The organism is Nostoc sp. CHAB 5836, assembly GCF_020829445.1.
Lineage (GTDB): Bacteria > Cyanobacteriota > Cyanobacteriia > Cyanobacteriales > Nostocaceae > Nostoc.
Genome location: NZ_JAIVFV010000033.1, coordinates 13,254 through 30,604, shown reverse-complemented (window position 1 = coordinate 30,604; position 17,351 = coordinate 13,254). Strand labels below are relative to the sequence as shown.

Here is a 17,351-nt window from a genome sequence, read left to right as displayed (position 1 = left end):
TGAGTTAACGTCTGTAGGTAAGCCAGACCATTAGTGCTGGTAGAATAGCCAATAGCACCGCCACCATTGCCCAAGCAATAATGGTGGAACCATTTGACCGCAGTGCTAATGCCAGCCATATAATCACTAGCACGAAAATAATGCCAAGTGCTATAGGCAGATAGCTTTCTCCCAAGCGGGGATGGACAATATGCCAACTGTTTCCCATCCAACGCCAAGCCCGCTTGTAGGGATAGGTGGTAGAAAGCTGTTCTAGGACATGACCATTATCTTCTACGACAAAGATTTGCTGACAGCGATCGCAACCAAATGCTTCTGTCAGTGTAATCGGAATTAACTGACCCCGCCGACGACAGGGACAGGGGTATTCAGCATTGAAATCTATTTTTTCAGGTTTTTGAGATTGCACAAGCGTTCTAATAACTTGAGCGTGTTTTACACTCTGTCTTTATATACATGGGAAGCCGATTCAGAAATTACCCTGATTACAAACAATAGATGCAGCTAAGTAAGTCGGCGTGAATAAATCAAAGTACATTAAGTAATGTAAAAAATGTTGGAATTACTTCGTAGTGAGGGCTTCAGCCCTCAAATCAGGACTAAAGTCCTCTCCACGAGACGCACTCGCGTTCACTACAAGCCTTGAATTATTCACGCTGCTCTACTTACAGCAATTTCTGAAAACAATGGAACAGATGCGCTTTGTGGGGTTGAACTTAAGTATTACCCTACAAAATCGAGGTTTTTGGCGTTGGGTTTCCTTACTCAACCCAACCTACGTTTGTCGCAAACAATTTTGCAATTGGTATAACTTTAAGCATCTCAATCACCGTATAAATACGAAGCAAGCTATTTTTAGTCTTTCCCCGTAGCTGGCGATCTTGTTTAAAAATTTCCTTCTCTTCATCTGTCGCTTTCTAGGTAATGTGGTCGCGTTTTTAGGCATTTATTATGCTGACACACCTGGTACAATTTTAAGCATAGGTGGCGACCACTCCTAAAGCAAATCCTTTAGGAAAGTTACACTCGTAAACAACAGACATAGATAGAAAAACCCTAAATTTTCCTTTGGGTTACTATATATTACTCTCAGTTCTCAAAGTTGGAGTTCACAAGGGTTTCTAGAGCGGGAGTTGCTAAAACATTTTATTAGTGTGTAACTCTTTGCCCAAATAGATTGTGGCTAATTTTACTGAACTCTCCACATTTGGAGCAGTTTACAAGAGTGCAGAACTCACCTACGAACACTTCGGCGTACCCTAAAAACACTAAACCTCTTGGAATTGTTAAATTCAAGAGGTTTTAGTTGGAAGCGGGTAACGCGATTCGAACGCGCGACATTCACCTTGGCAAGGTGACGCTCTACCACTGAGCTATACCCGCGATCATCACCCGAACATTATTAATATCTCAGATTTATCTCTAATTGTCAACCCCTTAATTTGGTCATTGGTCATTGGTCGTTGGTCATTGGTCATTGGTCGTTGGTCGTTGGTCATTGGTCATTGGTCATTGGTCATTGGTCATTGGTCATTGGTCGTTGGTCATTGGTCATTGGTCATTGGTCATTGGTCATTGGTCATTGGTCATTGGTGAACAACAAAGGACTAATGACTAATGATGGACTAGCCTAGTTCTTCTGACTCCACAGTTAAATTGCTAACGCTGGCACTTTGAAAAGAGGGTGGCAAAGACTGGCTATTACGAGAGTATGGCTCTGCCAAGTTAGAACGCAGTTGTCGCATGAGACTAGCCATTTCTAGGGCGTTCAGAGCATAATCCCAGCCATGATTACCTTTGATGCCTGCGCGTTCTAAAGCTTGCTGCATAGTGTCTACTGTCAAAATGCCAAAAATTACTGGCACTCCAGTTTGAAAGCTAGCGGCGGCAATGCCTTTAGAAACTTCGGCGGATACGTAATCAAAATGGGGTGTTTGTCCTCGAATGACTGCACCTAGACAAATTACAGCATCATAACGATGAGAAAGTGCTAGTTGGCGAGCTACTAAAGGTACCTCAAAACTTCCTGGTACCCAAACATAGTCTACCTGATTACCTTGGGGGTTGGGATCTACACCGTGGCGTTTTAAACAATCTTGACATCCCTCTAGCAGCTTTCCGGTAACAAGGTCATTGAATCGACCAATAACCACTGCAAAACGCAAAGGTTCTGTTTGAGTAAAAGTTCCCTCGAAAACTGCCATGATTGCCTCTTTATCAACTATACTTCTGGCCAATATACATTTCTTATTTAAATTAGGACTTAGGCAACTGGCATATTATTTGGAGTTTGTAGTGACGACTTTAGTCGTCTTTGATCAGGGCTGTTCGCGGAGCGTTCCCGTAGGGTAGCCCTGACTACAAACTAAAAGCTTTTATTTTTTGTGACACTTGCGTAAGTCCTAAAATGTAGAGGAGCAGGAAAGCGCGGTCAGGATGAAGTAACTAGGAAAAAGAAAAATCTCTTGTTTCCCTTAACCTTTGACCTTGGCTTTTCTACCCCTCTAGTTCTTATATTATGTGCCTGCGCCAGAGCGAAGCCGTCGCCTACACGACAAAAAAGTTTAACAAACCAACTAAAAATACTAAAGCAATCCAGACAGCAGAACCAACCCAGAGGAGTTTTTTAGATTCAACCCAATTTTGGGGGGTGGCGTAAGCAACTGGAACCCCAACAACGAGGACAAAAGACAATAGGACTAGACCTATCAAGGCAAATTGGAATATTATGGTCATTTTTGATTCTCCCAATACAGCTAAATACTAAGGATAGAATATCCTTAAAGGGCGACACTGACACTTTCTTATTATTTTTAAGCTAGCAGAAATTGCCACATTTTTGTCATTTGTCCTTTATCTAAGTACACGTCACCGCAAAAAGGGGTCGGAAATCAAAATTGCGATCGCACTCTTGGACTGTTTATTCCAAAAGTTAATTCCGCACCCAATACTGCGCAGGTTTTGGCAAAAAAACAAAAAATGTGTAGGTTGGGTGAGGAACGAAATCCAACCTAAGAGCTGGGTTTGTTGGGTAACGCATTGCTCAACCCAACCTACAAATATTAAAAACCTACGCAGTATTAATTCCGTACCTGATTGATGGTGACGTGTACTAAGTACCAATGACTGATGACTAATGACTCTTAACTATGGATTTAATTCTTTGCCACACAACAGCAGATTTTGACGCACTAGGAGCAGCAGTAGGGTTAACGCGTCTACTACCGGGAAGTAAGATTGTGTTGACTGGCGGTTCTCACCCTCCTGTAGGGGATTTTTTAGCATTGCATCGGGATGAATATCCGCTAATTGAACGCCGTTCGGTGAATTCAGAAAAAATTCGTTCTCTGAGTGTGGTGGATACGCAACAGCGCGATCGCTTGGGCAAAGCTGCCGAATGGTTAGATTTACCCAATCTAAAAGAGATTATAGTTTATGACCATCACTTAGGACAAGAGTCAGATATTCTCGCCACGCGATCGCATATTTCTTCAGTGGGAGCGACGACAACTCTAATTGTCGAGCAATTGCAACAACGGCAAATTTCGCTGACTCCTGCCGAAGCAACTGTGATGGCTTTGGGTATTCACGTTGACACTGGCTCTTTGAGCTTTGATCAGTCCACACCACGGGATGCTTTAGCTTTGGCTTGGTTGATGGAACAAGGTGCGAGTTTATCAGTAATTTCTACCTACCGTGACCCTGGGTTGTCTTTACAATTGCAGCAGCTATTAACTGAATCGCTGGAAAATTTAGAATATCTCTGTCTACATGGATATACGATTGCTTGGGTAACTCTGAAAACAGATGCTTTTGTACCAGGGTTATCGAGTTTGGCATCCCAACTCGTGGAATTAACCGAAATTGATGCCCTACTGTTGGCTAATGAGTATTCTGTAGATAAAAATGATTCACGTTTAAGTATAATTGGGCGATCGCAAATTCCCAAAACAAATCTTAACTTATTATTTCAACTTCTAGGTGGCGGCGGTCATTCACAAGCCGCATCCCTAAACTTAAGGGGAGTTGATTCGCAGACAATATTAAAACAACTCGTTGATGGGGTAAAAGCGCAAATTCCCCATCCCCTCACCGCTAGAGACTTGATGTCTTCTCCTGTCCGCACGATTCTGCCTGAAACCACAATTGCCGAAGCCCAGCGTATTCTATTACGTTATGGACACTCTGGTTTATCTGTAGTCGATACCCAAGGGCAACTAGTAGGTATTATTTCGCGGCGAGATATTGATATCGCTTTACACCACGGATTTAGTCATGCGCCAGTCAAAGGCTATATGACCAGAAATCTCAGAACAATTACACCAGATATAACACTGCCACAAATTGAGTCGCTGATGGTGACTTATGATATCGGTCGCTTACCAGTATTGGAAAATCAGCAGTTAGTTGGTATTGTCACCCGCACTGATGTATTGAGGGAATTACATCAACAAAGGGATGAATACGAAGAGGGAGAGCAAAAATTCCAAATTCAAAATGACGCTCACGCAACGCTAACAAAATTCAAAATTCCTCTCAACACTGAGTTGCAAAATCGCCTTGCTCCGCAACTCTGGCAATTACTGACTATAGCATCTAAAGAGGCAGAAAAACGGGGTTGGCATCTTTATCTTGTCGGTGGTGCGGTGCGGGATTTACTGTTAGCACAGGCATCATCAGGCACATTGATGATTAAAGATATTGACCTGGTAGTTGATGGCTTTCACAAATCAGCAGATGTGGGTGCTGGTGTGGAATTAGCAAAGGCACTTCAACAAGTTTACCCTATGGCTCGCTTAGAAATCCACGGGGCTTTCCAAACTGCGGCTTTGTTGTGGCACAAAGACCGAGAATTAGATTCTTTATGGGTAGATATTGCCACCGCTAGAACAGAATTCTATCCTTATCCAGCAGCAAATCCAGAAGTGGAGGCGAGTTCGATTCGTCAAGACTTGTATCGTCGAGACTTTACCATAAATGCGATCGCCTTACGCCTCACTACCCCCCGTGCTGGCGAATTACTCGATTTCTTTGGTGGATTACTAGATTTACAAGCTAAACAAATTCGGGTTTTACACCCCAATAGCTTTATCGAAGACCCCACCCGGATTTATCGTGGTGTGCGCTTTGCTGTGCGCTTTGGATTTCAGATAGAACTGCAAACTGAAGAGTTTATCCGTTATGCCATCAACAGTGGTGTTTACGATCGCACTGCTCAAGAGAATAGCAGAACTCCAGCCCTGCAAACTCGACTGAAAACGGAATTAAAACACATCCTAGAAGCCTCCTACTGGAAATCGGCTTTGCAGTTACTCGATAACTTAGGGGCGTTGCAATGCATCCATCCTACCCTGAAGCTAGACGCAGAACTCTTGCGACAATTACGTTTGCTAGAACGCTGTTTGCGGCGATTTGACCCGCAACCAACCCTCATCCATTGGGAAATGCGCTTAGAAGCGTTAATTGCCCATCTAGCACCAGAATATCGGGCGAAAGTCGCAAAAAATCTGCAATTGCCAGATGATAGCATAAAACGCTTGGAAAACTTGGCTTCTGCCCAAACTGAGGTGATGGAATCTTTGCCTAAGTGTCAAAGTCCCAGTCAAGTAGTCAAGTTGCTGCGACAGTATGATTTACCAATGCTGATTTTAATCGCTGTACAAAGTCCGCGATCGCTTAGACATCAAATTTGGGAATATTTAACTGTTTGGGCGAATGTGCAGCCACTATTGAATGGCAATGATTTAAAGAAACTTGGTTACAAACCAGGGCCGCAGTATCGGCAAATATTAGATGATGTAGTTGCTGCTACCTTGGATGGAGTGATTAAAGATAGGACTGAAGCTGAAGAGTTTTTAGCCAAGCATTATCCTGATTAATTTATATTTCACAGATATGGTTTTTATGCAAACACAAACACCGAAAAAATCCTACAGTCCAGAGGAATATTTACAACTAGAGGAGACATCAGAATCCAAAAATGAATATAGAGATGGAGAAATAATTCCTATGGGTGGTGGTACGACTAATCACAATGAAATCGCTCTGAATTTTTGCACAAATTTTAAATTTACGATGCGGGGTAAAAATTACAAAATATACATGGGTGATGTCAAATTGTGGATACAGCGTTATCGGATTTACACTTATCCAGATGTGATGGTAATTTCGGGTAAACCAATATATGAAGGAAATGGCACTACCCAAGTGACAAATCCTTCAATTATTGTAGAAGTCTTGTCCAACTCGACACAAAACTACGATAGAACAAATAAATTTAGATTTTATCGTTCCATTTCTGAACTACAAGAATATATTATGATTGACCAATATGAATATCTGGTTGAGCAGTTTACTAAAAATGCTGATGGTCAATGGGTATTAACTGAATATGAATCAGTAGATGCAGTTTTATCGCTCCAGTCAATAGACTTTCAAATTTCCTTCAGCGATATTTATCAAGGAGTTAATTTTGAAATAGAAGAATAATCATAATGCGATCGCAGTAATCTAAATTATATCTGGGTCGATATTTAACTCGCGCAGTTTTGCTGCTAAACGTTCGGCCTTTTGTTCTGCTTGTTCTGCGGTTTCTTCAGGTGTTGGTACTAATTGCCCATCTCGTGTAAAAAACCGCAATAGTCCCTGATAAACTCCCAGATATAACCCTAGTTGATGACTCCATAAATATCCTTGTTCACTTACTTCTAGAGGTTGATATTCTCCATCTACTAAATGAAATCCTGCAAATTCTTGTGTGTAAGGGTCGAACCAAAAATAATCGGGTGTGCGGAAGGTATCTTGATAAATTTTTTTCTTTAAATCTTTGTCAGTATTAGCTGTTGAGTCAGACAGAATTTCCAGAATTACATTCGGATATTTACCATCTTCTTCCCAAACTACCCAACTTTTACGGGTTTTGCGTTCAGTTCCCAGCACTACAAAAAAGTCTGGGCCTCGGAAGTATTCTGATTTGCGTTGGCGCGGACTGTAGTAGATAGTCAGATTTCCCGCCGCATAGAAATCATTTTTACCTCGCCACAACCATTCCAGACATGTTAAAAGTAGGATTATTTGCCGTAAATGCAGTTCGCTTTCCAAGGGAGGTTCGTCACTATATAAATCACCAGGGGGAAATATAACATCTTGGCAGATGCCTTCTTGAGAATCTAATTCTTGAGCTATGGTCATAGAATGGATAGGGCATCAAGTAGTTATCGATTTATTTTAGCAGTTTTCTAGTTAGCGCTAAGAAAAGTTGATAGTCCGTTTTAACGGACTTTAGCTATTAGCCAGGAACTTCAGTTCTCGGCGGTTTCTGTCTGCAACGAAATCGCCCTGCTATATTTTCACGTTGGCTTGTCTTTCACTAGACCTAACCCCCAGCCCCTTCCCTTCTAGCGTTGGGGAGTAAGATTCAAAGCCTCTCTCCTCTTAGGAGAGAGGTTTGGAGAGAGGTCAAAACTGTACTGCACCCAGGCGAGAATCGCTATATATATGATAATCTTTTTGTTCAACCGATAAGCTTGACGGCATAGCGATCGCTTACCGCACGACATTAACGCTTTGCAAAAAAAGGCTTCGCATTCTTAAGTTAGGTAGAAAAAAAGAGAGTGCGATCTTATCTTCATCACAAACAAGATCCCCGACTTCTTTAAGAAGCCGGGGATCTGTTTAATTACGGCTTTATTAAAGATTCTTCAGACTGGCGATATTTAGTAATTAGCCTACGTCTTTTTAGGGGAGAATAAAGCAACATGGAAAGTGCAGGGAAACTGGTTCCTGTTAGTGCTAATAAAATCAATGGATTTAGAAAGCCCGTTATTATCCCAGATCCTACGCTAGCTCCAAATCCTAATGTTAGTAGTATTAGTACAGTTGTAAATGAGTCTTCAGCCAAATTTACAGCAGATTGCGTAACCAAACCCACAGGCAAACCCACAGCCAAAACCACAGCCAAACCCATACCATATATTCTTGCACCAAACAAAAGCCATCAGACGTAGCAAAAGAATTTATGTAGCGGGGAATACCGGGATGATTTAGTCCTTGTAGTACTTTAATTTCTCGTTGATGAGCCTCAAGCCCAGACCAACTGGTACCAGCTTGAGCAAAGCAAAACTGCTTTATTACCATCTGTTCCCCTGTATCAACTTTTGATGCTAGCCAAGTAATCCTTCCTCCTTCCCGATTACGTCCCAATTCTCGCAAAACTTGATAGGCGTGTTCGCTGAAATCTGGATAGCTATTCATAGTTCAAGGGCAACAAATATAGTATGTTCACATCTTGCAGAAGACAATTAAAATCGCGGCTACCCGTAGCTTGCTTCCCGCAGGGGGTACAAAGCCTACCGACCCAAGCTAGAAGATGTAATCCGCCCAGGGGGACGAGAGTTTGTGTAGCCGCGACTTTCAGTCGTGCGGTCTTGTTTTTTTAATACGTAAATACACTTAAGCTATCAGGAACACATCAATTAATCAATATTTTTAACAATAGTTATTTAACTCTTTGTAAGGAAAAATGGACATGGGAAAATAGGAAAAGCGATCGCTTCCTACCTTCTGAAATTCCTTCATGCTACACTGTAGTCAATATCAAACTCCATCGCAACTCCAATGAAATAGCACAAATGAAGTAGTGCCAAACACCTGTTGCGTCCAAGCAACAAATGTCAACGAAGAATAAATGTAACTACTTTGACAGCGTTACTTCACATAGTCATGCACTAAAGATATTGTCATTACTCCTATCTACATTGAACTGCTTGGCAAGTGTCTGCGGCTAAGTTTTTTTGTGTCTAATCTACCCGTAATTGTTATGAAGATGCGGGTGGAAATTTGCGAATTGAGGTTTGAAAATAATGCCGAAAAAATCAATATTATTAGCTGAGAATTTAGCCTACGAACTCAGCTTGGATAGAACTTTGTTTCAAAAAATCCAAGTGAGTATCGAGGCGGGCGATCGCATCGCTTTAGTCGGTCGCAATGGAGTAGGAAAATCAACTCTCTTAAAGATACTTGCAGGTGAAATAAACCCTAGCGCAGGTTGCGTTTCGTGTAATGCTATTGTATACTACTTGCCACAAATTAGCACTATCAGACAAGAAATTACAGCAGATACAGTACTTGAATTTTTAATTTCCATCTCAGATGAATGGTGGAACATTGAGGAGATTTTGCAAACACAATTCGGTACAAATATTGACCTTTCTCTACCAATTACTAATTTGAGTGGTGGAGAACTTACAAAACTATTTTTAGCGATCGGATTATCTCAACAGCCTAACTTATTGTTGCTAGATGAGCCAACCAACCACATGGATTTGCAAGCGTTAGAAAGCTTAAGGCAATTTCTACAAAATTTCACTGGCGCGTTTGTGATTGTCTCACATAAGCCTTTTTTATTAGACCAAGTGACAGATGTTACTTGGGAACTTACACCTGTTGGTTTGAAAGTATATGGAGGTAATTTTTCTCAGTATCGAGAACAGAAAAAAATTGAGTTAGAGGCGGCTATGCGATCGCACGAAGCCGCCAGAAAGGAACTCAAACGTACCCAAGCCACAGCGATGCAAGAACAGCAACGCGCAGCCCAATCTAGTCGCAACGGTCGCGCCAAGTTTCTTAATGGTAGTATCGACAGAACAGCAGCCGGAGTGATGAAAAGAAAAGCTGAAGCCTCAGCCGGAACTGCAAAAAAGAAACACGAAGCAGCAGTAGCCAAGGCTAATCAAAAGGTTGCAGAGACAAAAGTCAAAACTACCAAAGTCACGAGTATTCAGCTAGAGGAAAAAAATCAAAAGCGCCGAAATCTCATTAATATCCAGGGTGCAAATCTTAGGGTATCAGAACGTCTATTGATTCAAAATATTCAACTGCACGTGTCCTCTGGCGATCGCATAGCCATTATTGGCGCAAACGGTTCTGGTAAATCGAGTCTGGTAAAGGCTATTTTAGGGATCGAAAACCAAACAGCAGTTTTTGACTCAGGTGAGGTTTTACTTGCACCAGCCATGAAAGCTGTATATCTCGATCAAACTTATGAATTGGTAAATCGCCATTACACACTTTTGGAAAATATGCAAGCTGCCAATCGTAATCTCAGCTATCAGCTTTTGCGTCAACAGTTGGGACACTTTCTCTTTAAATATGATGACGTTCACAAAAGCGTCTCTGTACTGAGTGGGGGTGAGTTGGCAAGATTAGCGATCGCTATGATCAGTATCTCAGAAATCGATTTGCTGATTCTCGATGAGCCAACTAATAACCTAGATGTTGAAACTGTTGAACAAATGGTAGTAGGTATCAATGACTATCAAGGGGCACTTTGGGTAATTTCCCACGATGTAGATTTCCTCAGCCGAATTAACATTACTAAAAGTTTCAAATTCAAAGAGCAAGCCTTGCAAATGACAACCTATTTACCCAATACACCAGAGCAATATTATCAAGAATTACTCGAAACCTCCGAGCCGAGATCGCTGTAGCGATCGCTTGCATAACCCTAAATTCTGCTAATTTTATTCACTAAGTACAGATGCAGCATAAAATCGTGGTGAATTGAGGGTTGAAATTTAAACGCATAGGCGCAACTCTTGGAGACGCACTCGCGTTCGTCTTCCCGTAGGGTAGGTTCGCAGAGAATTCGCTACGAATTTATGAAATATTGTACTAAGGCTGAAGTACCACATCGCGTCACATAAATCTATAACTCCCTAACAGAAGCCGCAAAGCATACAGGCAAGCTATAATTCTCTTGCGGTGCAACGTAACAAAAATTTATGAGTAACCCCCTTGTGCAAGCCTTTTTCGTAGGCAGAGCGGTAGCAGAAGTAGTTAATGAGCGTTTAGAGGTCGCCTTGACCGATGCTTTGAGTGATTTGGGCAAATTTGATGCGGAAGCTAGAGAACAGTTGCGCCAGTTTACAGAAGAAGTCATAGAGCGGGCAAATCGCGCAGCAGAAGCAGCCAATGCTGGTCAATCTACCGCAGGTAGTGGGCAAGCCAGTTCTGAATCAGGTGACTTGCAAGCAGATATTGATGAATTGCGAGCAGAAATTGCCCTATTAAGAACAGAATTGCAACATTATCGCCGAACTTCTGCATAAATTTAGTCATTAGTCATTGGTCATTAGTCATTGGTCATTAGTCATTGGTCAAAAATTATGCACAAATGACAAAGGACAAATGACAAAGGACACTTGAGAAAAAACAGTTTAGGAATCAGAGTGTCTTTTCTTCCAAATGATTCGGTTGCAAACCAACGGTACACAAAGTATATGGAACAAGGTTATTCAGATAAAGCATACCGTTGGAATCGGGAAAAATACTCTAGCAGACGGCGTTTTGTGGACATTTGGTCTTTTGTCTTGACCTTATTGTTCAAACTTTGGCTATACAACAAATCTTGGAGTTATCCGGGTGGTGTAACAGAGGTAAAGCAAGCTGCAAGACGCAAAATCCAAGCGGTTTGGATTCGCAATACCTTACTGGATTTAGGGCCAACTTTCATCAAAGTCGGGCAATTATTTTCTACCCGTGCTGATATATTCCCTGGTGAATATGTAGAAGAATTAGCCAAATTACAAGACAAAGTACCGGCATTTAGCTATGAGCAAGTAGAATCGACCATTGAGAAAGAATTAGGCAAGAAAATTCCTGAACTCTTCCATAATTTTGAACCGATTCCCTTAGCTGCTGCTAGCTTGGGACAAGTACACAAAGCTGTGCTGCATACTGGGGAATCGGTTGTCGTCAAGGTACAACGTCCTGGACTCAAGAAGTTATTTGAAATAGATTTACAAATTCTCAAGGGAATTACCCGCTACTTTCAAAACCATCCCAAATGGGGACGGGGGCGAGATTGGTTGGGTATTTACGAAGAATGTTGTCGCATTCTTTGGGAAGAAATTGATTATCTCAACGAAGGTCGTAATGCTGATACTTTTCGCCGGAACTTTCGCGGCTACGATTGGGTGAATGTCCCAAGAATATACTGGCGTTATGCCACTTCTAGAGTGTTGACTTTGGAATATCTCCCTGGAATTAAAATTAGCCAATACGAAGCTTTAGAAGCAGCAGGTTTAGATCGAAAAGCGATCGCTCGTCAAGGCGCTCAAGCCTATTTACTCCAATTACTCAATAGTGGCTTTTTCCACGCCGATCCCCATCCAGGCAATATTGCCATTAGTGCAAATGGTGCTTTGATATTCTACGATTTTGGCATGATGGGGCGGATTAAAGCCAACGTCCGCGAAGGACTGATGCAAACACTGTTTGGTATTGCCCAAAAAGATGGCGACCGCGTTGTCCAATCTCTGATCGATTTAGGTGCGATCGCCCCAACCGATGACATGGGCCCAGTGCGGCGTTCCGTCCAGTATATGCTGGATCATTTCATGGATAAGCCCTTTGAAAATCAATCGGTCGCAGCAATCAGTGACGACCTTTACGAAATAGCTTATAATCAGCCATTTAGATTTCCAGCAACCTTCACTTTTGTGATGCGAGCCTTTTCTACTCTAGAAGGGGTAGGCAAAGGCTTAGATCCAGAGTTTAACTTTATGGAAGTTGCCAAACCATATGCAATGCAGCTTATGACCGATATGAATGGTTCTGAGGGGAATAGCTTTCTTAACGAATTAAGTCGCCAAGCAGCTCAAGTAAGTACTACTGCCTTTGGTTTACCACGTAGATTAGAAGATACGCTAGAGAAGCTAGAACGGGGAGATATGCGCCTGCGCGTTCGGTCTATAGAAACTGAACGGCTATTGCGGCGCCAAAGCAGTATTCAACTATCAATAAGTTATGCTCTGTTAATCAGTGGTTTCACACTTTCAGCTACGATTTTAGTGGTTAACAATTATGTATGGTGGGCATTAATGCCTGGTTTAATGGCAGCAGGGCTTTCAGTGATCCTGATCCGACTACTTTTACGCCTTGACCGTTACGATCGGATGTATTAATTTTTGCAAAAAAATATGAAACTTAATTTCACGGGTTTTAGCGATCCGGGACTTATTCGTTCTAATAATCAAGATGCTTACTATATCGACCCAAATGGGCGGTTTTTTGTTGTCGCCGATGGTATGGGTGGTCATGCGGGAGGTGAAGAGGCAAGTCGGATTGCCATAAAGGAAATTCAGGCGTATTTGGGAGCAAATTGGCAATCTTCTAAATCTTCTCAGGAATTGCTAGAGCAAGCTTTGTGGCGTGCCAATCAAGCAATTTTGCAAGATCAGCAAAATCATCCCGAACGCGCCGACATGGGGACAACGGTTGTAGCAGTAATTTTTCGCGCCCCAGAGTCCCCCTGGTGCGCTCATGTTGGCGATTCGCGGCTGTATCGCTTCCGGGAGTCGCAATTAGAACAGGTAACGGAAGACCACACTTGGGTAGCACGGGCAATCAAAGTGGGTGAGATCACCTTAGATGAAGCACGCTCACATCCTTATCGTCATATATTATCCCGCTGTTTGGGGCGTGAAGACTTGCATGAGATTGATCTGCAACCACTGGATGTAAAAGTTGGCGATCGCTTACTCTTATGTAGTGATGGTCTCACAGAAGAACTTGTCGAAGACAAGATTGCTAGCTGCCTCCAAGATACTCCTTGGGTTGTTGATAAAGCCGCCATTTCTCTAGTTGAAGCTGCCAAACAGCACGGAGGGCACGATAACATCACAGTTGTTATCCTCTCACTTGAAGAAAATAGTCATTAGTCATTGGTCATTGGTCATTGGTCATTGGTCATTGGTCATTGGTCATTAGTCATTGGTCATTAGTCATTGGTCATTAGTCATTGGTCATTAGTCATTGGTCATTAGTCATTGGTCATTGGTCGGTGCTTAGTAACTTTAAACAAAGGACAAAGGACAAAGGACAAAGGACAAAGGACAAAGGACAAAGGACAAAGGACAAAGGACAAAGGACAAAGGACAAATCCGGTAAATATACTCAGCAATTTGTTCAGCGTGAGCATTTTTCCTTTTTACAATTTGATACAAATACTTTTAGCCTCCAAAGTGACCTAAGGAGGCTAAATTTCCATAAATTGGTAAATTGACATCTTGCACGTAATAAGGTAAAGCGACTATAATTCTCGCTTATTACCACTCATTCCCCAACCTCCTTAAAATCCCTACCTTCAGAAGCTTCCTCCATACTGTGGGAGAAAGCATTTTAGTTTTTTCTAAACAGAAAAACTATCGAGGGTTCAGGATAACACCTCAGCTTCTCCTTAAAGGCGAGTTGTGCAAGCTGAAAGGAGTTAGGCAGGTAGTTATACCTATCTAAGCAGAAATATAGCCTATTTTCCGGAATATGGTTCGGCTGACTTGGGTGGTATATCAGTAGGATTAGGTGCAAGATATCAGAGCAGAAAAATTACACATTTAGGATGTGGGCAATCTGTCAAACACTTGTTATCTTTCTTAATACGCAAGAACAAATGTTAGACAGATAAAAGTCTAAATTCTCCCATTTGGACTTCTGTGAGCTATATCACCTTTACGCGTTGTTTTTTCGGAGTTAACTATGAACCAACCAATGAAACTATCCTTGGAACAGCAATTCAGCATCTGCTCATTCGCGACTCAGGTGCAAAACATGAGCCACGACCAAGCTAAAGACTTTTTGGTCAAGCTCTATGAGCAAATGGTCGTGCGCGAGGCAACTTATCAAGAGCTTCTTAAGCACCAGTGGGGCTTAGATTCCGGTTCCACTATGGCATAGAGTCGTTCTACTGTCGCAGTGGGCGACCTCCTTCTCTTGCTTGGTTCCAAGGAGGAAAAGAGCTGGGGATGTCGGGGCGTCAACTTCGATAACTAATTCCACAAGAGCGGTGCAAAAGTTCAATTCGCGAACTTAACTAAGAATCAGTAAACATTCTCTACGGTATATCTGCTCGAATCTAGACATAAATTTAGCTTTGTAGACTAAATTTATTGTTTGCCTTAGCCAAGCTTGTTTTGTCTAGTCTGAGAATCACACCTGCGTAAATTTGTAATCATCCTGGAATATTTACACAGGAAGAGTCAGAGAGAATTTAGATAGCTCTGCTTTAGGCAGTTAGTGATTTCACTCTTTATACATATAACTAGAACTTACATATTTATATATATTTTGTTTATAAAACTTTACATTCTTCGAGTAACTACCCCTTAGTTCCATCTAAAATAGATAACATTAAGAAATTATTCTTAACTAAGAAAGATCGTATGGAGAATCCGTATCAATACTTTCCAGTTTTGTTAGAATTTGAGGCTTAATCTTTTCGTACTCGTTTTTGAGTAAGCTTTTACTGATTTGCGGGTCGCCAGAGGACATCAATCTACTGCTGATTGCGACCCACTCTTGCAGTCGTTGGCGCTGGGCAGAAGCGACGCTGGAAAGTAAAATATGGGTACAGCGATTTGGTGCTTCTCGTCCAAAGAATAACAGGCGGTAGTAACCTGTATGGTGCAGTAAGCGGACAATTTCTTGACCAAGACTGGTTTTGAGATCAAGGTAATAAGGCAACCATTTAGCACCATGTTTGCGGTTGTAGATGACAGTAATCCATAGCAGCATGGGATGGGGAATAGAAATGAAAAGAAATTGGTTATAGCGGCTACAGACTAAGCGCTTTTGAATTTCCTCTTGCGGTAGCATCACCCACAAAGCGGGTAAAACCTCCCCATTGCTATGAATGGGTTGGGGAAACACAATATCAGCAATTGGTTTATTTTGGGGCCAGGAAATGGCACGAGCGATTTCATTGTTTGACCCGCATACCTGCAAATTGGCTTTTGTCTTTTGTTCAAGCTTATTGCTGACTGTAGTAGCAAGAACTAGCGTATGACTGTCTTGCTTAATTTTGCGTGTATGCTCAGGCTTTTCTAGAGATGCTAAAACTCTGAGGATTTCAGTGATACTTTGGGGGCGATCGCGTGCTAATTTAGCTAGACAACTCATCACCAAATTTTCAATTTCTTTTGGTAGTTCTAATCCGGGATCAACCTCAGCAAAAGAACGCGGTTTTTGATAGTGATGGGTTTTATACCATGCTCCAAAAGAGTGAGTTGGTGCTACCAGTGGCATTTTGCCTGTGAGCATCTCAAACATCATGACGCCTAAACTATAAATATCAGCACGGTTGTCTAATTCTTTACCCTCCATCTGTTCGGGAGAAGAATAAGCCAATGTCCCCAAATAGAATTTTGTATGGTCGCCATCTGACTGTAATAACTTAGCAATACCAAAATCTAGAACCTTGATCAATTCTCCGAAACTGGGATCTTGAATCACCAGAATATTGCTTGGCTTGATATCGCGATGAATAATTGGGCAAATAATGCCCTCAACTGCAATGCCATCATGAGCGCACTGTAAACCCAAGCTGAGTTGACGCGCCATACTCAGAAATCTTGGTAAAGGCAGTGGTTGTTTGCGAATAATATTGTTCAGGCTTTGTCCTTGTAGGTATTCCATGACGTAGAACGGGGTGTTATTGTCATCTACGCCATAGTCCATAACTCGGACAATGTGAATGCTTTTTTGCCCTAGTAAAGCACAGGTTTTTGCTTCTCGCTCAAAGCGGTCTTGCAATCGCATCTTTTCATTTTGGATTGATAGCGCCAGAAACTTGACCGCAACAGGTACACATCCCAACAATGTATCTTTAGCAAGATAAACCCGACCCATTGCTCCAGTACCGATTAACTCTTGGAGTTGGTAGCGTTTGCTGAGTAAGCGCCCAATGTTAGGGTCTGACATAGGAAATTCGACTCCGAAAGCAGGTTGTAAGTGTTTGGGAGGAGAAGTGCATTCAAACTGATATCTGATTTATTGCGCCTATAAATCAATACAGTTCAGTTAAACATTTCTTTCTTCTCTTTGCGTCCAACTCTTGCGAGACGCACTCACGTTGGCGGTTCGTTAAAAAATTGCACTTTCATTGTGATGTAATTTTAGTTTGCCCAATTTGACTAAATAGATAACATAAAGGCATACTGGGCAAATTTTACCAACTCCATAGCCCTCATCCCTCGTAAATAAGATTATTCAGTACTATGGAAAGAGTTCTTGCCAAAAAGCTAGGTTTTTTGCCGTATCAAGAGAACCCAATACTGCGTAGGTTTTGGAAAATCGTAGGTTGGGTTGAGGAACGAAACCCAACAGAGCCCCCCAAATGTTGGGTTTCGTTCCTCAACCCAACCTACACGGGTTAAGGTTTTTGGGCTTAACCGAGCAGTATTGCAAGAGAACCGAGTTCTGAATTTTGGATAAAGTCGAGCTTAGAAGATGTTTGTAGAGTCTAAATTTATTACTTGCCTGAGGGACTAGTACAATGTCTAAGTACAATATTTCAT

14 protein-coding genes and 1 tRNA gene are annotated in these 17,351 nt (G+C 41.9%); 8 read left to right on the top strand and 7 right to left on the bottom strand.

Annotated features, from left to right (window positions below; genetic code table 11):
* Positions 1-4: 4 nt before the first annotated feature.
* Together LC605_RS09565 and LC605_RS09560 are read right to left on the bottom strand one after the other, a co-directional pair.
* Positions 5-409: a hypothetical protein gene (locus LC605_RS09565; RefSeq protein WP_229547323.1), complete on the bottom strand. Its 405-nt coding sequence runs from the start codon at positions 407-409 to the stop codon at positions 5-7.
* A 902-nt stretch (positions 410-1,311) separates the two neighbouring features.
* A tRNA-Gly gene (locus LC605_RS09560) sits at positions 1,312-1,383 on the bottom strand.
* A 59-nt stretch (positions 1,384-1,442) separates the two neighbouring features.
* On the opposite strand from LC605_RS09560, the gene LC605_RS09555 reads away from it, so the two are divergent.
* Entirely contained in the window at positions 1,443-1,634 is a 192-nt protein-coding gene (locus LC605_RS09555; RefSeq protein WP_229547322.1) for a hypothetical protein, read from the top strand.
* Here LC605_RS09555 and ribH read toward each other — a convergent pair.
* Positions 1,626-2,204 carry a 6,7-dimethyl-8-ribityllumazine synthase gene (ribH, locus tag LC605_RS09550; protein ID WP_229547321.1) on the bottom strand — a complete coding sequence of 193 codons (579 nt, stop codon included), beginning with the start codon at positions 2,202-2,204 and terminating at the stop codon, positions 1,626-1,628. The two genes, LC605_RS09555 and ribH, sit on opposite strands and share 9 nt — an antisense overlap.
* Positions 2,205-2,547: 343 nt before the next feature.
* The gene (gene psbZ, locus LC605_RS09545) at positions 2,548-2,736 is read right to left on the bottom strand and encodes a photosystem II reaction center protein PsbZ (RefSeq protein WP_012407095.1); all 189 of its coding nucleotides are present in this window, start codon (positions 2,734-2,736) and stop codon (positions 2,548-2,550) included.
* 413 nt (positions 2,737-3,149) lie between these two features.
* On the opposite strand from psbZ, the gene LC605_RS09540 reads away from it, so the two are divergent.
* Both LC605_RS09540 and LC605_RS09535 read left to right on the top strand, forming a co-directional pair.
* Positions 3,150-5,879 carry a CBS domain-containing protein gene (locus LC605_RS09540; RefSeq protein WP_229547320.1) on the top strand — a complete coding sequence of 910 codons (2,730 nt, stop codon included), beginning with the start codon at positions 3,150-3,152 and terminating at the stop codon, positions 5,877-5,879.
* Positions 5,880-5,904: 25 nt separating this feature from the next.
* Positions 5,905-6,489, top strand: coding sequence for a Uma2 family endonuclease (locus tag LC605_RS09535; protein WP_229547319.1), 585 nt, complete (start codon positions 5,905-5,907; stop codon positions 6,487-6,489).
* A gap of 21 nt (positions 6,490-6,510) precedes the next feature.
* On the opposite strand, the gene LC605_RS09530 is transcribed toward LC605_RS09535, so the two are convergent.
* On the bottom strand, positions 6,511-7,191 hold the full coding sequence (locus tag LC605_RS09530) for a Uma2 family endonuclease (protein ID WP_229547318.1): 681 nt from the start codon (positions 7,189-7,191) through the stop codon (positions 6,511-6,513).
* Positions 7,192-7,902: 711 nt separating this feature from the next.
* Positions 7,903-8,253, bottom strand: coding sequence for a hypothetical protein (locus LC605_RS09525; protein ID WP_229547317.1), 351 nt, complete (start codon positions 8,251-8,253; stop codon positions 7,903-7,905).
* A 608-nt stretch (positions 8,254-8,861) separates the two neighbouring features.
* On the opposite strand from LC605_RS09525, the gene abc-f reads away from it, so the two are divergent.
* From abc-f to LC605_RS09500, 5 genes are all read left to right on the top strand, one after another.
* On the top strand, positions 8,862-10,487 hold the full coding sequence (abc-f, locus tag LC605_RS09520; protein WP_229547316.1) for a ribosomal protection-like ABC-F family protein: 1,626 nt from the start codon (positions 8,862-8,864) through the stop codon (positions 10,485-10,487).
* A 294-nt stretch (positions 10,488-10,781) separates the two neighbouring features.
* Positions 10,782-11,108 (top strand): DUF6825 family protein, encoded by a 327-nt coding sequence (locus LC605_RS09515; protein ID WP_229547315.1) that lies wholly within the window; start codon positions 10,782-10,784, stop codon positions 11,106-11,108.
* A gap of 171 nt (positions 11,109-11,279) precedes the next feature.
* Complete coding sequence (locus LC605_RS09510; RefSeq protein WP_229547314.1) at positions 11,280-12,965, top strand: AarF/ABC1/UbiB kinase family protein; 1,686 nt, start codon at positions 11,280-11,282, stop codon at positions 12,963-12,965.
* 15 nt (positions 12,966-12,980) lie between these two features.
* A complete protein-coding gene (locus tag LC605_RS09505; RefSeq protein ID WP_229547313.1) occupies positions 12,981-13,721 on the top strand; it encodes a Stp1/IreP family PP2C-type Ser/Thr phosphatase in 741 nt (246 codons plus the stop codon).
* 814 nt (positions 13,722-14,535) lie between these two features.
* A complete protein-coding gene (locus tag LC605_RS09500) occupies positions 14,536-14,733 on the top strand; it encodes an NblA/ycf18 family protein (protein ID WP_041565841.1) in 198 nt (65 codons plus the stop codon).
* Positions 14,734-15,204: 471 nt separating this feature from the next.
* Here the strand turns inward: LC605_RS09500 and LC605_RS09495 are convergent, their stop codons facing one another.
* The gene (locus tag LC605_RS09495) at positions 15,205-16,755 is read right to left on the bottom strand and encodes a serine/threonine-protein kinase (RefSeq protein ID WP_229547312.1); all 1,551 of its coding nucleotides are present in this window, start codon (positions 16,753-16,755) and stop codon (positions 15,205-15,207) included.
* Positions 16,756-17,351: the final 596 nt, after the last annotated feature.

Coding starts and splice junctions, on each gene's coding strand:
- ribH (WP_229547321.1), bottom strand. CDS start 2,204: ATGGCAGTTTTCGAGGGAACTTTTACTCAAACAGAACCTTTGCGTTTT.
- psbZ (WP_012407095.1), bottom strand. CDS start 2,736: ATGACCATAATATTCCAATTTGCCTTGATAGGTCTAGTCCTATTGTCT.
- LC605_RS09540 (WP_229547320.1), top strand. CDS start 3,150: ATGGATTTAATTCTTTGCCACACAACAGCAGATTTTGACGCACTAGGA.
- LC605_RS09535 (WP_229547319.1), top strand. CDS start 5,905: ATGCAAACACAAACACCGAAAAAATCCTACAGTCCAGAGGAATATTTA.
- LC605_RS09530 (WP_229547318.1), bottom strand. CDS start 7,191: ATGACCATAGCTCAAGAATTAGATTCTCAAGAAGGCATCTGCCAAGAT.
- LC605_RS09525 (WP_229547317.1), bottom strand. CDS start 8,253: ATGAATAGCTATCCAGATTTCAGCGAACACGCCTATCAAGTTTTGCGA.
- abc-f (WP_229547316.1), top strand. CDS start 8,862: ATGCCGAAAAAATCAATATTATTAGCTGAGAATTTAGCCTACGAACTC.
- LC605_RS09515 (WP_229547315.1), top strand. CDS start 10,782: ATGAGTAACCCCCTTGTGCAAGCCTTTTTCGTAGGCAGAGCGGTAGCA.
- LC605_RS09510 (WP_229547314.1), top strand. CDS start 11,280: ATGGAACAAGGTTATTCAGATAAAGCATACCGTTGGAATCGGGAAAAA.
- LC605_RS09505 (WP_229547313.1), top strand. CDS start 12,981: ATGAAACTTAATTTCACGGGTTTTAGCGATCCGGGACTTATTCGTTCT.
- LC605_RS09500 (WP_041565841.1), top strand. CDS start 14,536: ATGAACCAACCAATGAAACTATCCTTGGAACAGCAATTCAGCATCTGC.
- LC605_RS09495 (WP_229547312.1), bottom strand. CDS start 16,755: ATGTCAGACCCTAACATTGGGCGCTTACTCAGCAAACGCTACCAACTC.